This is a genomic window from Pantoea sp. Taur, assembly GCF_009830025.1.
In the GTDB taxonomy this organism is placed as follows: Bacteria; Pseudomonadota; Gammaproteobacteria; order Enterobacterales; family Enterobacteriaceae; genus Pantoea; species Pantoea communis.
In genome coordinates, this window is the sequence record NZ_SZZZ01000011.1 from 14,224 (window position 1) to 36,047 (window position 21,824).

Here is a 21,824-nt window from a genome sequence, read left to right on the forward strand (position 1 = left end):
TTCCTGGTGTAAAGGCAATCAATAAAGCATCAGCCCACAGCGGAACGCTGCTGTCGGCGCTGCGTAATCAAGGTCTCGTAATCCACATCCAGTGCCTGAATGCGGATGTGGTTTTCAATTTCATCGGTCATCTGCGCGATATCGCCCTCGGCGAACACGTTGATCAGTCGCTGGTGCTCTTCAATGATGTCGCTCATCGATTTGCCCATGGTGGAGAGGCCAAAAATCACCGTCAGCTGGCGCGCAATTGACTCCCACAAATTGCTCAATACCGGGTTGTGGGCGAAGCTGCACAGCGTGCGATGGAAATCGGTGTCCGCCGAGGCAAAGCCATACACATCATCGTTTTGCATCATGGTTTGCATCTGTGCCACGCCCTGATACAGCTGATTAAGTTGCTCGGCGCCATTGCGTCCGGCTTCAATCGCGCGGCGGCAGGCCAATGTTTCCAGTGGGATGCGCACATCAATAATCTGCTCCAGCCGCTGATGGGAAATCTCCATCAAACGGATGCCTTTATACGGCTCGCTGGTGACGATGCCCTGGCTTTCAAGAATGCGCAGCGCTTCACGGATCGGCACGCGGCTCATGCCGAGTTTTGCCACCAGATCCGGTTCGGCAATACGGTCGCCGGGTAAAATCAATCCGCGCGAGGCGGCGCTGAGAATCGCATCGACGGCGTGATCGACCAGCGTGCGCGGACGCGCAGCTTGCCAGTTGCCGTCTGAAGCGGCTTCCTGCGCCAGCGGTGCGCTGCTTTTACGGCTTGGGGTGGATGATTTTCCTGCCATGGTGATTGTCCTGTTTATACCTGCCGGGTCACGAACTGACCAAAGCCGGGTTCAACCTGCATCTGGTCATCCTGGAATACCGTGACACCACGAATAAGTGTGCGCACCACTTTACCCTGACAGCGCATGCCTTCAAATGCGCTCCACTTGCCGAGTCCCTGGAATTTTTCCCCCTCCACGATCCAGCTCTGCTGCGCATCGATAAACACCAAATCGGCATCGAAGCCAGGTGCGATCGCGCCTTTTTTGCCCCACAGCTGGAAGGCTTTGGCCGGACCGCTGGCGGTCATGCGCGCAAACTCGGTGAGGGCCAGGCCGCGATCGATATGTGCCGCGCTGAAGAACATCGGACTTAATGTCTCAACACCGGTTAGCCCCATACCGGCGTCCCAGATGCTGGCTTCACCGGCTTGTTTCTGTGCCGGGGTGTAGGGGCAGTGGTCAGAGGCAATCATGTCGACATCGCCGCGCAGCAGCACCTGCCACAGCGCATCCACCACCGGACGTGGGCGGATCGGCGGGCCACAGCGAGCATTCGGACCGATGCGTACCAGATCGTCTTCATCCAGAATCAGATAGTGCGGACAGGTTTCGAAACTGGCGCGCACCTTACTTTTGGCGGCGACGATGGTTTCGGCGGCACGCGCGGAGCTGACGTGCACGATGTGGCAGCGCGCGCCGGTCTCTTCCGCCACCGCCAAAACGCGACCCACGGCTTCGATTTCGGCGATTTCTGGCCCGGCCAGCGCATGCGCGCGGGTATCTTTGCGTCCAGCGCGGCGCAGTTCGCTGCCGGCACCGATCAGAATGTCGTGGTTCTCAGCGTGGACGCCAATCAAACCGTCAAAGGTGGCCAGTTCACGCATCGCACGCAGCAAGCCATCATCGTCGAGGCGCGGTAAGCCTTTCTCGTCAGTGGCTTCACCATTGGGCGCGCCGCTACACAGGAACGCTTTGAACGCCAGTGCGCCCGCCTGATCCAGCGCCGCTAACTCGTGCACATTGCGGCCATCCAGTCCGGCCCACATGGCGTAATCCACCGAGCAGTTGTCCGCCAGCCAGCGCTGCTTGGCGGTGAAGTTAGCGAGGCTGGTGGCGGGCGGCAGTGAGTGCGGCATCTCAACGATAGTGGTGACGCCGTGCGCAGCCGCACCACGCGTGCCTTCGCGCAGCTCCTGTTCAGGGAAATCGTGCGAGCCGGTGAAATGGGTATGCACATCAATCGCGCCGGGTACGATGATTAGCCCCTGCGCATCAATGATCTCATCGACGCCGTCAGCGAGGGCACCCGGCATCAGCAGGCCGCTGATTTTGCCATTCTCAATCAGCACATCGGCGGGCGCGGCGCGGGTTTCTGTCACCACCAGGCCGTTGATAATTAATTGTTTCATCACTCTGCTCCTGCTTGCGTCACCAGTGCGCCATAGGGCACGGGTTGAGAAGGATCCAGCCAGCCGATAGCGCTCAGCAACTGGCTGAAGTGGTCAAATTCATCGGCTGGAATCAGGCCGCTGGGCGCGAAGACGTGCGCTTGCTGATACGCGGCTAAACCGGTGATCAGCGCATCAAGCGGATAATCGGGATAACAGTGCTGCACCTGTGCGGCCAGTGTTTCGGCATCATGCGTGGCGATCCACGCCAGTGCCTGTTCGATGGCGCGCGAGAAGGCCGCAAACGCAGCAGCTTTCTCCGTGAGGACATCGGTCCGGGCAATATAGGCGCTCCACGGCACCTTGCCACACAGTGAGGCGAGGCTGCTGATGCTGCTTAATTGCCCGGCGGCAATCGCTGGTGCCAGCATATGCATGGCGTGCAGCGCGTAATCAGCTTCACCGTTAGCCACAGCCGCGAAATCGCGGGCCTGATCGCCGCTACCGGCAATCAACGCCACCTGATCCAGCAAACCGTGCTCTGCCAGCAGCCAGCGGAAAGTCAGCGTAGCGGTGCCGACATTACCGACATCCAGCACGCGTTTACCGCGCAAATCACTGAGCTGAAAATCGGGCTGAGCCTGCACTGCCGCCAGAAACCACGGATTAGCGGCAACCGAGGCGCAAAAGCACTGCAACTCAGCGCCGTGCTGCTGGTAATGCTTCATCACCACCATCGGTCCGCCCAGCGTGAGATCCGCTTCGCGGCTCAACACAGCCGGCACCTGTCCGCCCTGCACGGTATGCCCGCCCGATGCGCTGGTGGTGAAGGTGACCTGCAACTGCTCGGCGGCGAACAAGCCGAGGCTGTCGGCCAAATAGTGGGCGCAGTAATAGATGCGGGATTCGCTGGCATCGCCCTGATTGAAGATTAACGTCTGCATCAGCCACGCACCTCCGTAACAAAACTGCCGTTGAGCGCAGCCATGTCGCTGACGCCGCACCAGTGGCTAATGGCGGTGATTTCATTGATCCAGCCGGAGAGCAGATCGAACACCGCGCTTTCGCCACCTGCTACCAGGGCGCTGATGATCGGTCGCACGCTGAGTGACAGCGAGGCGCCGAGGCAACGTGCCACCACAGCATCGCTGCCGCAGCGCACGCCGCCATCCAGCAGCAGCGGCAGGCGAGTCACTGCTTGCAAATCAGCGAGCTGATCCACCGGCGTGGCCCAGCGCGCACTTTGGCGCAGGCCAATATTTGAGGCGATGATGCCGCTGACACCATGTTGTGCAGCCGGTGCTGCATCGTCATGATGCAAAATACCTTTTAGCCACAGCGGCAGTTGACGCGCAGCGCAGTGTGCCGCCACCTCGTCAATTTCCTGCCAGCGCCACACCGGAAAGGCCGGCAAGGGCTCAACGCCCGGCTGCGTGCCGCCGACGGTGTGCCAGCCGCGCTGTTTGAGCGCTTCACCAATTGAGAAGCCGCCTGGCTGTAATCCCGGCACCGGATGCACCGGTGCCAGCACGGTGAGAACGATATTTTTGAATCCGGCTTGTGCAGCCTGATCGATCAAATCTTTGATACGCCCAACATCACCTGCCGCGCGTAGCTGAAGCCAGCAGCGGTCGTACTCCGCGCCAATCTGTTCCAGCGGCGTGACCGTCTCTTCGGAGATTACCAGCGGCAGTTGCAGACGTTTGCAGGCGCGGGCAATCGGCAGCAATCCCTCTTCATGGAAGATGCGATCACCCGCAAAGGCACCGACGCCGAGCGGAGCAGACCAGCTTTGATTGAGGATAGTGATCTGGGTGCTGATCGCCTCATTGCCCTGCAGTACACGCGGCAGCAAGCGAAAACGGCGCAGCGCCTGCTGGTTAGCATCCGGTTCGTCAGCGAGCGCATCGGCTGGCTGCCCCTGCATATAGCGGAACAGCGCATCGCCAAGACGTTCACGCGCTGCAAGATCATGCATTGGCATGCTGGGCCTCCGTGGCATTTTCATGTTCGAGGAAGGTGGCAAAAGCCGGCGTTTTGGGATTCTGCAAAATCGCCGGTGGCCCTTCTTCAATCAGCGCCCCGTTCTGCAGGAACACCACGCGATCGGCCACGCCCGCCGCGAAGGCAATGTCATGGGTACTGATAATCATGGTGATGCCGGTTTGCGCCAGGCTGCGCATGGTCTGGTTCACTTCACGCACCAGCTCAGGGTCGAGCGCCGAGGTCGGCTCATCGAACAGCAGGATTTGCGGTTCAGCGGCTAACGCACGGGCAATGCCGACGCGCTGTTTCTGCCCGCCGGACAGCTCATGCGGCAGTGAAGCGGCGAAGTCCTGCAATCCGACCATCTTCAGGGCGCGCATCGCTTTGGCGCGGGCGATTTCGGGTTGAGCACCCTGAACGCGCAGCAGAATGCTCATCACGTTTTCCAGCGCGGTGAGGTGATCGAACAGCGCGAAGTGCTGGAACACGATACCGATGCCGGATTTGGCGCGGTTAGCCGGCAGATGGCGGGCAGCCAGTGGGCGGCCGTTTTCATCACTGCCCATAAAGTGGCCTTCGGTCTGAATGGTGCCGCTACTGCGTGGCGTCAGCGCCAGAATCGATTTCAGCAGGGTACTTTTACCGGAGCCGGAACGACCGAGCAGCACCACGACTTCGCCACGGCGTACAGTCAGCGACAGGGATTTCAGTACCGCTTTGCCCGCAAATTCGACGCACAAGTTGTCCACTTCCAGCACCGGCGCGGCGGTTTGCGTATCCCAGCGACGTTTCGGCAACTGCATCGACATCACGTCCGCTTCTGGCGGCAGTTTTGCCAGGCGCGCACGGGCACGGCGGGCACGTTCGTCGAGATTATAGAACTTCTCCAGCCACCACTGACCACCCGCCAGCAGCGTAGAGAGAATCAGGTAAATACCGCCCGAAGCCACCAGCACCGGAATGAACAGGAAGTTCTGCGACACGATGGCCTGGCCACGCATCGTCAGCTCATTCACACCCACCACAGAAGCCAGCGAGGTGGATTTCAGCAGGCCGACGGTTTCATTGCCCATGGTCGGCAGAATGGCGCGCAGCGCTTGCGGGATCACCACGTGGATCATCTCTTTGGTGCGCGAATAGCCAAAGGCCTGCGCTGCCATGCTCTGATCGCGATCGGTGGCCATAATGCCGCCGCGAATGATCTCGGCGCAGAAGGCGGTTTCGTTGATCATCAACGCCAGCAGGGCGCTGGTGAACGGGCTAAAACGCAGGCCGAATTCTGGCAGCACGTTGTAGAGCAAAATCAGCTGCAGCAGCACCGGCGTGCCGCGCAGCAGATAGATATAGGTTTTCACCGGCACGCGGATAAACCAGTGCTTTGAGGTGCTGGCCAACGCCAGGAAAAAGCCAATCAGGATGCCGCCCGCTAATGCGCCTACCAGCAGCTGAACAGCGATGACGGCCCCTTCCCACAGGTAAGGGAAGGTCAGGTACTTAAGAAAATCATCCAAGGCGTTATCTCCCTCAATGCGATCGCCTGGGTTGCCCGTGATGCAGCAACCCAATTGATCCGACTGAGTTTATGCATTAACCACGTGCAACAACCGGGCGTTCAGCCGCGCTGCCCTGACCCCAGTAATCCAGCAATTTCTTCTGCGCACCGCTCTCCTGAATCACCTTCATTGCATCCATCACTGCACTGCGCAGCGTGGTGTTGTCTTTGGCGATGGGGAAGCCAACCATGATCGGCAGGTCAACGGTAAAGCCGCTTTCCAGCGTTTTGTCAGCTTTGGCGATGGCGATGGCGGATCCGGCTTCAGTCAGATAGATGTCGGCGCGACCGCTTTTCACCGCCTGAATACTGTTGTCAGTGTTCTGCACCATCAGCATGCTGACTTCTGGCTTACCAGCGGCGGTGCATTTGGCGCTCTGCTCGGGCACCAACTTGTTGGCTTCGTAAGAACCGGCAGCGGCGGCCACGGTTTTGCCGCACAGGTCATCCACGGTGGTGATTTTCTTTGGATTGCCCTTCGCCAGAATCGAGCCATCCTGCACCTGCATGGAGGCGACAAAAGCGATCTGCTTCAGACGTTCATCGGTGACATACAGCATCGGACCGATATCGGCACGACCGCTGGAGATGGAGGTCAGCAGCACGTTGAACGAACCGGTCTGATAACTGTGTTTTGCCCCAAGGCAGCTGCTGATACGTTCGAACAGCGAAGGATCGAGACCTTCAATAATGCTTGGGTCTTTTTCGGAAGGGGCTTCGAAGCCTTTGGTGTAGCCACCCAGGCCTACCACCAGATCTTTGCCTTTGAGTGACGGGTATTTGGTCTGCAGCGCCTTGCACTGCGCCATCGCCGCAAAATCGCTGGCGGTTGGCGTAATCGGGTCGGTGCTGGCGGCATGGGCGCTGGAAAGGCCCGCTAACAGCGTGCCGGTGATGCCAGAGATCAGTATTGCGATGCGTGCAAATTTCATAATAAGGTTCCCCTGGTGCTGGTGAATGTGTAAGCGATGACCTTGTGTTTTATGAACGTCTTACGGCTTTTATCGGTACTGCGACTTCAATAACCTCTTGCAACATCAACCTGGTTGCGCAGCGGATGGCCACTGCGGAAACGCACCAGGTTATCGATAAACACCTCAAGGCAGCCCTCAAGGTAGGCACTGTGATCGTCCAGACTGCAGTGCGGTGTCATCACCACGCCCGGCGTGCTCCACAACGCATCGTCTACTGGCAGCGGCTCTTGCGGATAAACATCCAGAACCGCACCGGCCAGTTCACCGGCGCACAGTTTTTCGCGCATCGCGGTGTAGTCGAACACGGCGGCACGGCCGACAATCACGATGCCGGCGCGGGCAGGCAGCAGATCGAGACGGCGACGGTCAAACAACTTGTCTGTCTGGGGCGTGAGCGGCAGCGTTGAGACCAGGACATCCACCTGCGGCAGAACATCGTCCATCGCATCAATGCGAATACAACGCGCTACGTCGGCATCACACTGGCCGCTGCGCGTCACACCAATCACACGGTAGCCCTGCGCGGTCAGCAGTTTCGCCGCTGCGGCACCGATACCGCCGACGCCGAGCAGCAAGACCGTTTTGCCACGCGCGCAGCCGCCGAAGGTGGGGCGCCACAGGCGCTGAGCCTGATCCTGCAGAAAACCCGGAATGCCAAAGTTGAACATCAACGCCGCCATCAGAATGAACTCGGCGCCTTTATCGCCGTGCACGCCGGACGCATTGGTCAGCGTCACGCCCTCCGGCAGATGTGCCAGCCACTGCTCGACGCCGGCGGACATCACCTGCACCCAGCCGAGACGTGGTGCGCTGAAGGTATCGAGCGCCAGCTTGCGTCCGCTCCACAAAATGTCGCTGGTGGCGAGGAAATCTGCGGTATGCGCGGCTTGGCTGTTTTCGCTCAGGGTAAAGTGACCGCGCAGTTGCGGATGGGCATCCAACTGCTGTTGCAGGTGCTGCGGGGTCAGATGTAATGCCTGCGGGGCGCTGGCGTCGTTTTCGATATGAATATGCATCAGCGCATCGCCGTGACTTCCATCTCGACCAGCAGGTCAGGATGGTTGAGTTGAATACCGACGGTGGCGCGTGCCGGGAAGGGGAACTGGAAGAACTCGCTATACGCCGCGTTCATCTCACTGAAGGTGCTGAGGTCGGTGAGATAGATCGTCACGCGCACCACGTTATCGAAGGTCATCTGCGCTTCGCTCAATAGATCGCCGACGTTTTTCAATACCTGACGCGTCTGGCTGGCGATGTCATTGCCCTTGATCTCACCGCTGTAGGGGTCAATCGCCACCTGGCCGGAGATAAACAGCATCGGTTCGTGCAGTACGGCGGCGGAAAGCGGAGCCGGGCCCATTGGGCGGTCACTGGCATTCATTCCTGGATAAGCAATCGCGGTCTTCATGGTGAAATTCCAAGCAAAACTGTTTCACCGCAATTTCGTATACGATTATACAAGTGTCAATGCGCGATTTTTGACCATCGGGTCGAAAAGGTGATGCCTGTCACGTAATAGGATTTGATTATAGCGTGGTTAATTTTATGAAAATTAAGGGTTAAATGAGGGTTTGACGCGCTCGCTTAGGTGTTGGATTGAATCGTATACGATTTTCTTATCTCAAGGTTTCAGCCGGTTAAACCGTGGCAAAACCACTCCCCGGCGCGCCAGGATTTCCGGCTGCACAATCCGCGGTCAAAGGGTATACTGTCGCACTCTTTTTTAATCGACCCTTATCGCGTACTCAACATGCAAAAGTTTGATACCAAGACCTTTCAGGGCCTGATCCTGACCTTGCAGGATTACTGGGCGCGTCAGGGCTGCACCATCGTCCAGCCGCTGGACATGGAAGTGGGCGCTGGCACTTCACACCCAATGACCTGCCTGCGCGCCATTGGCCCAGAGCCGATGGCTACCGCCTATGTGCAGCCTTCACGCCGTCCTACCGATGGTCGCTACGGTGAAAACCCGAACCGTTTACAGCACTACTATCAGTTCCAGGTGATGATCAAACCTAACCCGGACAATCTGCAGGAGCTGTACCTGGGTTCACTGCAAGAGCTGGGCCTGGATCCGACCGTACACGATATTCGCTTCGTGGAAGATAACTGGGAAAACCCTACGCTGGGTGCCTGGGGACTGGGTTGGGAAGTGTGGCTCAACGGCATGGAAGTGACGCAATTCACTTACTTCCAGCAGGTGGGCGGCATGGAGTGTAAGCCAGTGACGGGTGAGATCACTTACGGACTTGAGCGCCTGGCGATGTATATCCAGGGCGTCGACAGTGTTTACGATCTGGTGTGGAGCGACGGCCCATTTGGCCAAACCACCTACGGTGAAGTGTTCCATCAGAACGAAGTCGAACAGTCGACCTACAACTTTGAATACGCGGATGTGGACTTCCTGTTCTCCTGCTTCGAGCAGTACGAGAAAGAAGCGCAGCAGCTGCTGGCGCTGGAAAAACCCCTGCCGTTGCCAGCTTATGAGCGCATCCTGAAAGCGGCACACAGCTTTAACCTGCTGGATGCACGCAAGGCGATCTCGGTAACCGAGCGTCAGCGCTATATCCTGCGTATCCGCACCCTGACGAAAGCCGTGGCGGAAGCCTATTACGCGTCTCGTGAGGCGCTCGGTTTCCCCATGTGCAATAAAAACAAGTAAGAGGCAGCCATGACCGATAAAACTTTCCTGGTGGAAATTGGCACCGAAGAGTTGCCTCCGAAAGCCCTGCGCAGCCTGGCAGAAGCCTTTGCCGCGCACTTTACCGCTGAACTGGACAGCGCCGGTTTGGCGCACGGTGAAGTGAACTGGTTTGCCGCTCCACGCCGCCTGGCGCTGAAAGTCGCCCAACTGGCGACCGCGCAGGCCGATCGTGAAGTGGAAAAACGTGGCCCAGCGATTGCTGCCGCGTTTGATGCCGATGGCAACGCCACCAAAGCAGCTGAAGGTTGGGCGCGCGGTAACGGTATCACCGTGGATCAGGCTGAACGTCTGAGCACCGACAAAGGCGAATGGCTGGTACATCGCGCGTCAGTGAAAGGCGAAAGCGCCCAGGCACTGCTGCCTGCGATGGTGGCAACCGCCCTGAGCAAGCTGCCGATTCCAAAACTGATGCGCTGGGGCGCAAGCGACGTGCAGTTTGTCCGTCCGGTACATACTGTGACGCTGCTGTTGGGCGATGAGCTGATCCCGGCGACGATTCTCGGTATTCAGTCCGATCGCGTGATTCGCGGCCACCGCTTTATGGGCGAGTCAGAGTTCACACTCGACAACGCCGATCAGTATCCGCAATTGCTGCTGGAGCGCGGCAAAGTGGTGGCTGATTTTGCGACCCGTAAAGCCAAAATCAAAGCGGATGCGGAAGCGGCGGCGCAGCAGTTGGGCGGTATCGCCGATCTGAGCGACAGCTTGCTGGAAGAAGTGGCCTCGCTGGTGGAGTGGCCAGTGGTGCTCACCGCGAAATTCGAAGAGAAGTTCCTCGCGGTGCCTGCTGAAGCGCTGGTTTACACCATGAAGGGCGACCAGAAGTACTTCCCGGTGTACTCCGCTGACGGTAAATTGCTGCCAAACTTTATCTTCGTCACCAACATCGAATCTAAAGACCCGCAGCAAATCATCTCCGGTAACGAAAAGGTCGTGCGCCCGCGTCTGGCCGATGCCGAGTTCTTCTTCAACACTGACCGTAAAAAGCGTCTTGAAGATAACCTGCCGCGTCTCGAGACCGTACTGTTCCAGAAAGAGCTGGGTACGCTGCGTGATAAAACGGACCGCATTCAGGCGCTGGCGGGCTGGATTGCCGCTCAGATTGGTGCCGATGTGAACCACGCCACCCGCGCGGGCCTGCTGTCGAAGTGTGACCTGATGACCAACATGGTCTTCGAGTTCACCGATACGCAGGGCGTGATGGGCATGCACTATGCACGTCATGATGGCGAAGCCGAAGATGTCGCGGTGGCGCTGAACGAGCAGTATCAGCCGCGCTTTGCCGGTGATGCACTGCCATCGAACCTCGTGGCTTGTGCTGTCGCGATTGCCGACAAGATGGATACCCTTGCGGGCATCTTCGGCATTGGTCAGCATCCAAAAGGCGATAAAGACCCGTTCGCACTGCGCCGTGCTGCGCTGGGCGTGCTGCGTATTATCGTTGAGAAGAACCTGCCACTCGATCTGCAAACGCTGACCGAAGAAGCGGTGCGTCTCTACGGCAGCAAGCTGAGCAACGGCAAAGTGGTGGATGAAGTGATCGACTTCATGCTGGGTCGTTTCCGTACCTGGTATCAGGAAGAGGGCCACAGCGTCGACACCATTCAGGCCGTGCTGGCACGTCGTCCAACCCGCCCGGCGGACTTCGATGCGCGCATGAAAGCGGTGTCCCACTTCCGTACGCTGGAAGCGGCATCGTCGCTGGCTGCGGCCAACAAGCGAGTGTCTAACATCCTGGCGAAAGCCACCGAAACCCTCAACGACAGCGTGCAGGCATCGTTGCTGAAAGAGAACGCTGAGATCCAGCTGGCGACTTTCGTGACGGCGTTGGGTGACAAACTGCAGCCGTACTTCGCGGAAGGCCGCTATCAGGATGCGCTGGTGGAGCTGGCACAATTGCGTGAAGCGGTCGATAACTTCTTCGATAACGTGATGGTGAACGCCGATGAAGCGGAAGTGCGTATTAACCGCCTGACGCTACTGGCGCAACTGCGCGCACTGTTCCTGCAGGTAGCGGATATTTCACTGCTGCAGTAAGCGATGTGTTGAAGTGAACCGAAGGGACGAGAAATCGTCCCTTTTTGTTTTTAAAATTCGGCGCTGACTTCCTGGGAGTGGTGCAAGATGCGCCCAATAAAGATCTCATCAACCTCAGCACGGTAAATCACAATGTGCTGACCGAAGGAAAGTGAATAGATTTGATAGCCTAAATCAGGCCGTTTTCGCCCTAAGTCGAACAGGGCAATTTTATCGAAGAGCTGGGAAAATTTAAGGTTGTAAGCGTCTGCGAGTTGCTCCCCAAAATTCCAGTATCCGTAAATCCAGATTTTCATCAGATCGGCATCAGCTTCCGGTTTTATCGTGATCTTCCTTTTCATAAATGCCCACCCTGGCCTTTGCTCGTCTCAGAAAATCTTCATGGTCCCACTCTTTACCAGGACCGCTCTCGAATCCTTGTCTTACCAATTCTTTTAGCGCCTCCAGCTTCGACGCCGCCTGCTTCTCACGCAGTAAACGCAGCGAGTCGCGCACCACCTCGCTTTGAGTACGGTAATCACCGGAAGCCACCAGAGATTCAACAAACTCGCGCAGTTCATCACCTAAATCGATTGTCATGGTACGTGCCATCATCGTGCCCCAATGTAAGAAATATTCTTACATCCTGGCACATTTTTGAGCAATGCGGAATCGGCGTTGCAGTGCAGTTACAGCGACAACTGCGAAGCAACGCGAAGGATTAAGTGCTGGTGTCGAACAGGCGGGCGTCGCGCAGCAGATGATCGTTGCCACGACGGCGGGTGAAACCGCTGCGGTCGAAGAATTCCAGAATCTGTACCGCGATTTTACGCCCGGTACCGAGCTGATTGCGGAAATCGGCGGCGCTGGTGCTGCCACCGTTGGCGTCACGCTGGCGAATCAGATCGGCGAAGATCTGGATCTGGTCGCTGCGGTAATAGCGATCGCGCACGATCGCTGTGATATGACCGAGGCGCGCGGCGGAGAGCAGCAGGCTGCGAATGGTTTCTTCATCTTGCTGGGTGGCCAGTGCGATGTCGCGTACCCATAGCGGCTGGTCACTGAACAGTGGGCCAACCTGCTGCCACAGCGCTTCTTCCTGGGGATTGAAGCGCGGTTCGAAATCAGGCAAATGCAACCAGCCTTGCCGGTGCTGCAACTGGCCTTGTGAAAGCAGCCGATCGATCAATGCGATAACCTGTTCCGGCGGCTGGTGGGGGAGAGCCACGCGACGCAATCGATCGCGACCAATGCCCGGCACTTCAGGGTGCTGCTGATGAAACGCGGTGAGCGCTTCCAGCAGTCGCTGCTGCCAGTCATTGGCCTGTTCCACAGCCATGATGGCGCTGCCGAGTCGCACGGGCGCCACCTTGTCCAGCAGGTTGTTGAGTGCATCGTCACTCAGCTGGCGTGCCCAACTCAGCTCGGCCATGTCGACGGGTTGCTGAGCCAGGTGCGACTGCAGACTCTCTTCATCGGCTTCCGCCGCCGCCAGCTGTTGCAGCCAGTCAAGATAATCAGGATGGCGCTTGCCGCGTTTCTTGCTGTTCAGCAGCAGCACCCGTCCGCCACCGAGCGTGAGCTGTGCATTGCTGTCGCGGATAATCAGCCGATCGTTTTCCGCCAGCCACAGCGGCTCGTTGAGCACCAGTTCTGCCAGTTCGCCCGCAATCAGGTTCAGTCGGCCAGTCACATGACTGGCGGCATGATGAAGATGTACCGGCTGCGAGGGATTTCTTAACGGCTGTAGCAAACGCAGCGCCACGATCAGTCGCTGGGTGCCCGAGGGTTGCGGTTGTGCCAGCAGCCAGTCACCGCGCGCAATCTGGTCTTTCTCCACATCGCCGACGATATTCAGCGCAATACGTTCTCCAGCCTGCGCACGCGTCACCGACTGATTCTGCGCATGCAGCGAACGCACGCGCACGGGCAAATTGAGGCGGCTGAGCCACAAGGTATCGCCCACGCTGACTTCACCCGCCAGGGCGGTGCCGGTGACCACTAATCCGCTGCCTTTGAGGGTAAACGCGCGGTCAATGGCGAGGCGGAAGCGGCGACCCATATCGACATCCGGTGCGCGTAGTTCACTCAAGTGCTGGCGCAGCGCGTCGATGCCTTGCTGGGTGGTACTGCTGGTGACAAATTGCGGTACTGCCAGCCAGCCCAGTTGCTGCGTCAACTCCGCCACCTGATGCTGCACTTCAGCGATACGGACGGCGTCGACGCGATCCGCTTTGGTCAACGCCACGCTAAGCGGGGGTTGCCCGACCAGGCTTAGCAGTTGCAGATGCTCACGCGTTTGCGGCATCACACCGTCGTCGCACGCTACCACCAGCAGTGCATGATGAATACCGCCGATGCCCGCCAGCATATTGGCGAGGAATTTCTCGTGTCCTGGTACATCGATAAAGCCCACAACGCGGCCATCCGGTTGCGGCCAATAGGCATAGCCAAGATCGATGGTCATGCCGCGCCGTTTCTCCTCAGGCAGGCGATCGGCATCGACACCGGTTAACGCCTGTAGCAGTGCGGTTTTACCGTGATCGACGTGTCCAGCGGTGGCGATAATCATGTGGTTAAGTTCCGTATCAGCGCCGCTTCATCTTCAAGGCAGCGTAAATCCAGCCACAGTCTTCCTTCCTGGATGCGGCCAATCACCGGTTGTGATAATGCACGCCAGCGTTGCGCCAGTGCATCCAGCGAGCTGCCGTGAGAGTCACGTGGGCTAAACGTGATGGCAAAACTCGGTAAGCGCTCAACGGGTAATGAACCGCTGCCGATTTGCGACGAGCAGGCGGCGATATTAAGGGAAAAATCAGCGCCATAGGCGTGTTCCAGCGCAGGCATCAGCCGTTCGGCCTGCTGCAAAATCTCGTGTGACGATCGCGTCAACAAGCGCAGGGTGGGCAGCGCTTCGCGCAACGTTTCCGGCTGGCAGTAAAGCTGCAAGGTGGCTTCCAGCGCGGCCAGCGTCATTTTATCCACGCGCAAAGCACGCTTGAGCGGATGCTGTTGCAGCCGATCGATAAGCGCCTGTTTGCCGACGATAATCCCTGCTTGCGGGCCGCCCAGTAGTTTATCGCCGGAAAAACTCACCAGATCCACACCGGCGGCAATCAGCTGTTGCGGCATCGGCTCGGCGGGCAAATTAAAAGCGGTCATGTCGATGAGCGAACCGCTGCCTAAATCAGTGATCACCGTCAGCTGATGTTGCGCCGCCAACGCCACCAGCTCGGCTTCCGCTACCGCATGGGTGAAGCCCTGAATCTGGTAGTTGCTGGTATGCACCTTCATCAACAAACCGGTGTTGTCGCTGATGCCAGCACGATAATCTTTCAGATGGGTACGATTAGTGGTGCCGACTTCAACCAGCTGGCAGCCCGCCTGGCGCATCACATCGGGGATGCGGAACGCGCCGCCGATTTCGACCAGCTCACCGCGTGAGACAATCACTTCGCGACCTGGCGCCAGTGCTGCCAGCATCAGCAACACGGCGGCGGCATTGTTGTTCACGATACAGGCCGCTTCAGCCCCCGTCAGTTCACACAGCAGCGCACTTACCGCACGATCGCGATGGCCACGTGACGCATCATCCAGCGCATATTCCAGCGTGACCGGCTGGCGCAAACAGGCTGTGACCGCCTCAATTGCGCTATCGCTTAACTGCGCACGGCCCAGGTTGGTGTGCAGCACCGTGCCGGTGAGATTGAACACCGGACGCAGCGCGCTTTGTTGCTGCTGTTGCGCGCGGCGCTGCGCTTCCTCTGGCCAGTTAAGATGCCAGCCGGGTAAAGTTTGATGCTGTTGAATATGCGTGCGTGCTTCTTGCTGCATGGCGCGCAGCTGGCGGGTGGTAAACGCGGTGCCCGTCTGCAGCAGCAGCGGCTGCATCGCGGGATCGCGCAGCAGGCTGTCGATAGCAGGCAGTTGTGAATACAGTGTTTTCATCGGGTGGCTTAGCTTAGCTGGAAGGCGGAACGGTGCGGGCAAAACTCTCCCGCGCAAACAACGTATCGGCCAGCTTGATCAATGCCGGGCGGTTCACGCACCAGTTAGGCAGCACCCGGCGGAAGTTGAGATAACCAATCATGCAGCCAGTGGCGATGTCGGCCAGATTGAGCGTACCGCTGTTCAAGAGTTCACCCTGGGCCGCCGCCGTTTCCAGCGCATCCAACCCACGCAAAATTTTCTCGCGATTGCGCATTAACACTTCTTCGGATTGTTGATCGCCGGGGCGCATCTGTTCGCGCACAATCATCACGGCGGCATCGTTGATGCCATCGGCGAGCTTTTCCAGCTGACGTACCTGCAGAGCGAGCAGGGCGTCATCCGGCAACAGAGCAGGGGCGTCACCGCGTAGCTCAATGACCTGGGCGATAATCGAAGAATCAAACCAGGTGAGATGGTTATCGTCTACCAGTGCAGGCACTTTGCCCAGCGGGTTATAGTGCGGCACGTGGCTGTCTTCCACCCAAGGCGACTGGTTAACAAATTCGAACACCAGGCCCTTTTCCAACAGGATCACTGAAATTTTGCGGACAAAAGGGCTGGTGTAGCTGCCAATCAGTTTCATCAGGTGTTTCCTTTGCGACAGAGATAGGTACACAAATTGTAGCGGCGCGATTTATTGCACGTTGTTGTCTGGCTCAAAAACAGCGCGATAAATCGTGCCGCGACAGTTCGTAGGAAAGCGGCAATTTGCTCAATCCCCAGGAAACATAAACGGATTCAGGCTGCTGCGCGCAAAGCCTTCCTGCTCCATACGCGCATCCAGCACCAGTGAGGCCAGGTCATCGGCCACCGGTTCCACCGCCGGATCCTTCTCCTGATACAACATCTTCAGATAGGTGCCGCAGTCACCACAGCTTTCGGCTTTCACTGCGGCTCTTTCGCTGTCGAGTGACCAATAGTGCAGGTCGCGCGTTTGCTCGCAGTTGGAGCACTTACTGCGCACCACATACCATTCACTTTCACACAGATTACAGTGTAGATAACGCAGCCCCTGCTGGCCCACATCCATGTGCACCACGCTGGTGACCGGCACGCTGGCGCACACCGGGCAGAACTGGCGATGCTCGCCGTATTCTGCGCGGGCTTTGCCTGGGATCAGCGCTGCCATCTGCGCCCAATAGATCGAAAGCGCTGCCCAAATAAACGGGGCTTTATCGCTGCTGACCTGCGCAAAATCACCCTCCAGTAGCGCACTGGCCAGGCCTTCCAGCTCGGAAGAGGAGGCTTTTTCCAGGTTCTCCAGCACCGCCAATGCCTGGCCGCTCATCTCGGGCTTCAGCTCGGCAATCAGCGAATGCAGCAGACGCTGCCAGTGGGCATCGCGGGGATAGGTGTGAATATCGAGCGGCGGCTTGCCCTGTTCGGCGCTTTCGGCCAAACGCTGGCGCAAATCGAGTTGCAGCGGATGATCGTACAGCACGATGTCTTGCGCCTGCGCGATCACGGCAGCAAAGCGCAGATAATCGCCCAGCGGATTCTTCGCTGCCAGCTCACGTAAACGCGCTGCACGGCGGCTGTACAGATTTTTCAGCCGAGGGAAAAGCAGCGGCGGAACCTGTTCCGCCGTGTTTTTTTCGCCTTTCTCCAGCTGGTCCTGCGGGATAATGCGAATACTCATCAGGGACGTTTTTCCTGTTGTGTTTGGCGTTGGCGCTGCTCACGATACCAGCGTGGATGATGTTTCTTCGCCCACGCGGCCGGCACCCAGCCCTCAACCATGGCAGTAATGGTACCTTTGACCCACAGGGCCGCATAAATGTGCACCATAATCACCACGATCAATGCCACAGCTGAGACCGAATGCACCACCAAAGCGGCGCGAATCAGCGGAATCGCAAAGGCACCTGCAAAGTAAGGACGCCAGATAACCACTCCGCTCGCCAGCAGCAAGACTAAGCTGATGATAGCAGCCCAGAACACACACTTCTGCCCGAAGTTGTATTTGCCGGTATCACCCACCTCTTCATTGCGTACGATCTTATTGATGTTTTTCGCCCAGATCAGGTCTTCGCGATTGATCAGATTCTGTTTCCAGTAGCGCAAAAACATGATCAGAAAAGCAGCAAACATCACCACGCCGACAAAGGGATGCAGGATGCGCGCCAGTTGTGGCGTGCCCAAAACGTGCATCAGCCAGTTAAAGGAGGGAAAGAAGAAACCCAGCCCGCTCAGGGCTGCCAGAACAAAACAGAACGCCACAATCCAGTGATTGATGCGTTCCGGTGCGCTGTATCGCACCAGACGATCGCGCTTTTTCATCATTCGCGCTCCTCTTTTTCGTGCAGGTTCTCGTCCTCATCCTCTTCCACCCGGTTCGGCCCGACGCCGACATAGTGGAATACCGAGGCAGCGAAGGTGGCGGCGAAACCGATGGCCGCCAGCGGTTTCCAGATACCTTTCCAGAAGGTGACCGCCGGACTGATGCTCGGGTTTTCTGGCAAACCGTGATACAGCTGCGGTTTATCAGCATGATGCAGCACGTACATGACGTGCGTGCCGCCGACGCCTTCCGGATCGTACAAGCCCGCATTGTCATAGCCGCGCGTATTCAGCTCCGCCACGCGTTCTGCCGCCAGCGCCTGCATATCGGTTTTGCTACCAAAATGGATGGCGCCGGTCGGGCAGGTTTTCACGCACGCCGGTTCCTGGCCAACATTGACACGATCGACACACAGCGTGCATTTATACACGCGGTTGTCGTCTTTATTCAGGCGCGGCACGTCGAACGGACAGCCGGCAATGCAGTAGCCGCAGCCAATGCACTGCTCGGACTGAAAATCGACGATGCCGTTGGCGTACTGAATAATCGCACCTTCGGACGGACAGGCTTTCAGGCAGCCGGGATCGGCGCAGTGCATGCACCCATCCTTGCGGATAAGCCACTCTAACTTGCCATTCTCCTCCACTTCTGAGAAGCGCATCACCGTCCAGGATTTGGCGGTCAGATCCGCTGGGTTGTCATACACCCCAACGTTATGCCCAACTTCATCGCGGATGTCGTTCCACTCTGAACACGCCACCTGGCAGGCTTTGCAACCGATGCAGGTGGTCACGTCGATCAGCTTCGCCACCTCCTGCTGATGATTCCGCGCCTGCGGAGCAGGCGTGAAACCATTGGTGGCGGAGCGGCGGATAATGTCTTGAGATTGATAAGCCATCTACGTTCTCCTACACCTTCTCAACGTTAACCAGGAACGCCTTAAACTCGGGCGTTTGCGTGTTGGCATCACCGACAAACGGCGTCAGGGTATTGGCGATAAAGCCTTTCTTCGCAATGCCCTGATAGCCCCAGTGAATCGGAATGCCGACGGTATCGACGGTTTTGCCATCCACATCAAGTGGGCGCAGGCGTTTGGTGACCACCGCTTTGGCTTTGATGTAACCGCGATTGGAGCTCACTTTCACCGTATCGCCCTGCACGATGCCCAGCTTGTTGGCCAACTTCTCACCAATCTCCACAAACTGCTCCGGCTGCGCGATGGCATTGAGTAACGCGTGTTTGGTCCAGTAGTGGAAATGCTCGGTGAGACGATACGTGGTGCCGACATACGGGAAGTGCTCGGCTTTACCCATCGCCGCCAGATCGTCTTTGAACACGCGTGCTGCCGGGTTCGAAATGACGTTCGGGTGCAGCGGGTTAGTACCGAGTGGCGTTTCAAACGGCTCGTAGTGTTCCGGGAACGGACCTTCGGCCATTTTGTCGAGGGCAAACAGGCGGCCCATGCCTTCTGGCTGCATGATAAACGGCCCCACATTGCTACCCGGTGCGGCGGCGCTGTAGTCCGGAATGTCCATGCCGCCCCATTTGCTGCCATCCCACTTGAGGATTTGCCGTTTCGGATCCCACGGATTGCCCTGTGGATCGGCCGATGCGCGGTTGTAGAGGATGCGACGGTTGAGCGGCCATGCCCAACTCCAGTTCAGCGTGTTGCCCATTCCACTCGGATCGGTGTTATCACGCCGCGCCATCTGGTTGCCATCTGGCGTCCAGCTACCCGCGAAAATCCAGCAGCCGCTGCTGGTGCTGCCGTCATCTTTTAACTGCGCAAAGCTGCTGAGCTGCTGGCCTTTTTTCACCAGCAACGTGCCTTTATCATCGAACACATCTGCCAGCGCTTTGCCGTTGCTCTCCATAGCCACTTCTTCCGACGCCGGGTTATCAGGCGTCTGGTAGTTCCAGGTCATGTTCAGCACCTGTTCGGGCAAGGCACCGCCCTCACTGGCGTACATTTTGCGCAGACGGCTGTAAATGCCGGAGAGGATTTCACCATCGTTCAGCGCTTCACCCGGCGCATCCTGACCTTTGAAGTGCCACTGCAGCCAGCGACCGGAGTTAACGATGGAGCCATTCTCTTCCGCGAAGCAGGTGGAGGGCAGGCGGAAAACCTCGGTCTGAATCTTCGCCGGATCGACATCGTTAAACTCACCGTGGTTTTGCCAGAAGGTCGAGGTTTCGGTGTTGAGCGGGTCGATGGTCACCAGGAACTTCAGCTTCGACAGTGAATCGATCACTTTGCGTTTGTTCGGGAACGAGGCCACCGGGTTAAAGCCCTGGCAAAGATAGCCATTCACTTTGCCCTGCGACATCATCTCGAAATACTGCAAGACGTCGTAGCCTTTGTCCCACTTCGGCAGCCAGTCGAAGCCCCAGCTGTTCTCGGCCTGCGCTTTGTCGCCAAAGAAGGCTTTCATCATGCTGACAAAGAATTTCGGGTAGTTACCCCAGTAGTTCACCTGGCCGGGTAGCGTCGGTTTCGGCGTGTTGGCCGCGAGATAGCTTTGCAGATCGGTCTGTTTCTCCGAAGGCAGCGTCATGTAACCTGGCAAACTTTGCGACAGCAGGCCAAGATCGGTGAGCCCCTGAATATTGGAGTGACCGCGCAATGCATTCACACCGCCGCCGGCCATGCCCATGTTGCCGAGCAGCAACTGGATCATCGCCATGGTGCGGATGTTTTGCGCACCGACCGAGTGCTGCGTCCAGCCGAGCGCATACAGGAATGAGGTGGTGCGATCGCGCGCGCTGGTCTCACCGATCAGCTCGCAGACGTGCAGGAAGTCCTCTTTCGGCGTGCCGCAGATGCGTGACACCATTTCTGGCGTGTAGCGGCTGACGTGCTGTTTCAGCAGATTCCACACACAGCGTGGATGTTGCAGGCTGTCATCACGTTTGGCAAAGCCGTCATCGCCCAGTTCATAGTTCCAGCTGGTTTTATCGTATTTGCGATTTTCGTCGTCGTAGCCGCTGAACAGGCCCTCATCAAAATGATAATCCTCGCGCACAATCAGGCTGGCATTGGTGTACGCCTGCACATATTCATGCTGGATTTTGTCATTTTGCAGCAGCCACAGCAGCACGCCCGACAGGAAAGCAATGTCGGTGCCGGAACGAATCGGCGTGTAAAAGTCTGCCACCGATGCCGTACGCGTGAAGCGCGGATCGATAACAATCAATTTGGCTTTATTGTGAATCTTGGCTTCCATCGCCCAGCGGAATCCCACAGGATGCGCTTCAGCGGCGTTGCCACCCATCACAACGATCAGATTGGCATTACGGATGTCGACCCAGTGGTTGGTCATCGCACCGCGACCAAATGTTGGAGCAAGACTTGCTACCGTTGGTCCGTGTCAAACGCGTGCCTGGTTGTCGACCGCTAACATGCCGAGCGATCGGGTAAATTTCTGGGTTAAATAGCCAGTTTCGTTGCTGGAGGCAGAAGCACACAGCATGCCTGATGACAGCCAGCGGTTGACGGTAACACCTGCGGCGTTCTGCGCGATAAAGTTGGCGTCACGGTCGGTTTTCAGCAGTTTCGCGATACGGTCAAAGGCATCGTCCCAGCTGATGCGCTGCCATTTATCGGAGCCTGGCGCGCGGTATTCGGGGTAGTGCAGGCGGCTTTCACTGTGGACAAAATCCAGCAGGCCAGCGCCTTTCGGACACAATGCGCCACGGCTCACCGGATGGTCTGGATCGCCTTCAATGTGGAAAATGGTCTCTTTGGCGTTTTTCGCGCCGTCACCGAGGCTATACATTAATAAGCCACAGCCCACTGAGCAGTAAGTGCAGGTGTTGCGGGTTTCGCGGGCACGCAGCAGCTTGTACTGTCGCGTTTCCGCCAGCGCCACCTCTGGCGTAAAGCCGAGGAGTGCTGCCGATGTCCCTGCCATACCGCCAGCACAGATTTTGAAGAATTTTCTTCGGCTGACGTTCATGAATAATCCTTGAGTCGACATTGCTACAATTTGCCTGCGTCGTTCAAATGGTCGCTACATGGCCTTCACCCATTCGTTTCTGTCGCTTACGGGTGTAAGCTCCCGGTTTGAAGGGGCTTGCTGCCTTGCCACTATCCGAATGACGGGCAAAAATTTTTTTGTGATGCGTTGGGACGAGATTCACAATGACCCAACTAACAGTGT

General features: G+C 57.8%; 19 protein-coding genes. 2 read left to right on the plus strand and 17 right to left on the minus strand.

What is annotated here, in order from left to right; all coding sequences use genetic code 11:
• Nucleotides 1-29 precede the first annotated feature (29 nt).
• The 8 genes from FD744_RS15470 to FD744_RS15505 form a co-directional block, all read right to left on the minus strand.
• Complete coding sequence (locus FD744_RS15470; RefSeq protein ID WP_160868651.1) at nt 30-791, minus strand: GntR family transcriptional regulator; 762 nt, start codon at nt 789-791, stop codon at nt 30-32.
• Between the two features lie 14 nt (nt 792-805).
• Complete coding sequence (locus tag FD744_RS15475; RefSeq protein WP_160868652.1) at nt 806-2,182, minus strand: dihydroorotase family protein; 1,377 nt, start codon at nt 2,180-2,182, stop codon at nt 806-808.
• Nucleotides 2,182-3,105: an ABC transporter substrate-binding protein gene (locus FD744_RS15480; RefSeq protein ID WP_160868653.1), complete on the minus strand. Its 924-nt coding sequence runs from the start codon at nt 3,103-3,105 to the stop codon at nt 2,182-2,184. Before FD744_RS15480 ends, FD744_RS15475 begins: the two co-directional genes overlap by 1 nt.
• Nucleotides 3,105-4,145, minus strand: coding sequence for an alpha-hydroxy acid oxidase (locus FD744_RS15485; protein WP_160868654.1), 1,041 nt, complete (start codon nt 4,143-4,145; stop codon nt 3,105-3,107). The genes FD744_RS15480 and FD744_RS15485 overlap by 1 nt, the downstream gene beginning before the upstream one ends.
• Nucleotides 4,132-5,658, minus strand: a complete 1,527-nt coding sequence (locus FD744_RS15490) for an amino acid ABC transporter permease/ATP-binding protein (protein ID WP_160868655.1) — start codon at nt 5,656-5,658, stop codon at nt 4,132-4,134. The genes FD744_RS15485 and FD744_RS15490 overlap by 14 nt, the downstream gene beginning before the upstream one ends.
• Before the next feature lie 76 nt (nt 5,659-5,734).
• A complete protein-coding gene (locus FD744_RS15495; protein WP_160868656.1) occupies nt 5,735-6,631 on the minus strand; it encodes a transporter substrate-binding domain-containing protein in 897 nt (298 codons plus the stop codon).
• 86 nt (nt 6,632-6,717) lie between these two features.
• The gene (locus FD744_RS15500; protein ID WP_160868657.1) at nt 6,718-7,689 is read right to left on the minus strand and encodes a D-2-hydroxyacid dehydrogenase; all 972 of its coding nucleotides are present in this window, start codon (nt 7,687-7,689) and stop codon (nt 6,718-6,720) included.
• Nucleotides 7,689-8,081 carry a RidA family protein gene (locus FD744_RS15505; protein WP_038643895.1) on the minus strand — a complete coding sequence of 131 codons (393 nt, stop codon included), beginning with the start codon at nt 8,079-8,081 and terminating at the stop codon, nt 7,689-7,691. The genes FD744_RS15500 and FD744_RS15505 overlap by 1 nt, the downstream gene beginning before the upstream one ends.
• 342 nt (nt 8,082-8,423) lie before the next feature.
• On the opposite strand from FD744_RS15505, the gene glyQ reads away from it, so the two are divergent.
• Together glyQ and glyS are read left to right on the plus strand one after the other, a co-directional pair.
• Nucleotides 8,424-9,335, plus strand: coding sequence for a glycine--tRNA ligase subunit alpha (glyQ, locus tag FD744_RS15510; protein ID WP_034827699.1), 912 nt, complete (start codon nt 8,424-8,426; stop codon nt 9,333-9,335).
• A 9-nt stretch (nt 9,336-9,344) separates the two neighbouring features.
• A complete protein-coding gene (gene glyS, locus FD744_RS15515; protein ID WP_034827701.1) occupies nt 9,345-11,414 on the plus strand; it encodes a glycine--tRNA ligase subunit beta in 2,070 nt (689 codons plus the stop codon).
• A gap of 50 nt (nt 11,415-11,464) precedes the next feature.
• Here the strand turns inward: glyS and FD744_RS15520 are convergent, their stop codons facing one another.
• The 9 genes from FD744_RS15520 to fdnG all read right to left on the minus strand — a co-directional run bounded on the left by FD744_RS15520 (nt 11,465) and on the right by fdnG (nt 21,620).
• On the minus strand, nt 11,465-11,755 hold the full coding sequence (locus tag FD744_RS15520) for a type II toxin-antitoxin system RelE/ParE family toxin (RefSeq protein WP_160833336.1): 291 nt from the start codon (nt 11,753-11,755) through the stop codon (nt 11,465-11,467).
• Nucleotides 11,721-12,005 carry a type II toxin-antitoxin system ParD family antitoxin gene (locus FD744_RS15525; protein ID WP_058961180.1) on the minus strand — a complete coding sequence of 95 codons (285 nt, stop codon included), beginning with the start codon at nt 12,003-12,005 and terminating at the stop codon, nt 11,721-11,723. The genes FD744_RS15520 and FD744_RS15525 overlap by 35 nt, the downstream gene beginning before the upstream one ends.
• A gap of 109 nt (nt 12,006-12,114) precedes the next feature.
• Nucleotides 12,115-13,965 (minus strand): selenocysteine-specific translation elongation factor, encoded by a 1,851-nt coding sequence (gene selB, locus FD744_RS15530; protein WP_160868658.1) that lies wholly within the window; start codon nt 13,963-13,965, stop codon nt 12,115-12,117.
• Entirely contained in the window at nt 13,962-15,341 is a 1,380-nt protein-coding gene (gene selA, locus FD744_RS15535) for an L-seryl-tRNA(Sec) selenium transferase (protein WP_160868659.1), read from the minus strand. The genes selB and selA overlap by 4 nt, the downstream gene beginning before the upstream one ends.
• A gap of 13 nt (nt 15,342-15,354) precedes the next feature.
• Entirely contained in the window at nt 15,355-15,966 is a 612-nt protein-coding gene (locus FD744_RS15540) for a glutathione S-transferase (RefSeq protein WP_034827706.1), read from the minus strand.
• Between the two features lie 129 nt (nt 15,967-16,095).
• A complete protein-coding gene (gene fdhE / locus FD744_RS15545; protein ID WP_034827709.1) occupies nt 16,096-17,022 on the minus strand; it encodes a formate dehydrogenase accessory protein FdhE in 927 nt (308 codons plus the stop codon).
• Complete coding sequence (gene fdoI / locus FD744_RS15550; protein WP_034827952.1) at nt 17,022-17,663, minus strand: formate dehydrogenase cytochrome b556 subunit; 642 nt, start codon at nt 17,661-17,663, stop codon at nt 17,022-17,024. The genes fdhE and fdoI overlap by 1 nt, the downstream gene beginning before the upstream one ends.
• Nucleotides 17,663-18,562 (minus strand): formate dehydrogenase subunit beta, encoded by a 900-nt coding sequence (gene fdxH / locus FD744_RS15555; RefSeq protein WP_097118464.1) that lies wholly within the window; start codon nt 18,560-18,562, stop codon nt 17,663-17,665. The genes fdoI and fdxH overlap by 1 nt, the downstream gene beginning before the upstream one ends.
• 10 nt (nt 18,563-18,572) lie before the next feature.
• Nucleotides 18,573-21,620, minus strand: a complete 3,048-nt coding sequence (gene fdnG / locus FD744_RS15560) for a formate dehydrogenase-N subunit alpha (RefSeq protein ID WP_160868660.1) — start codon at nt 21,618-21,620, stop codon at nt 18,573-18,575.
• Nucleotides 21,621-21,824 lie beyond the last annotated feature (204 nt).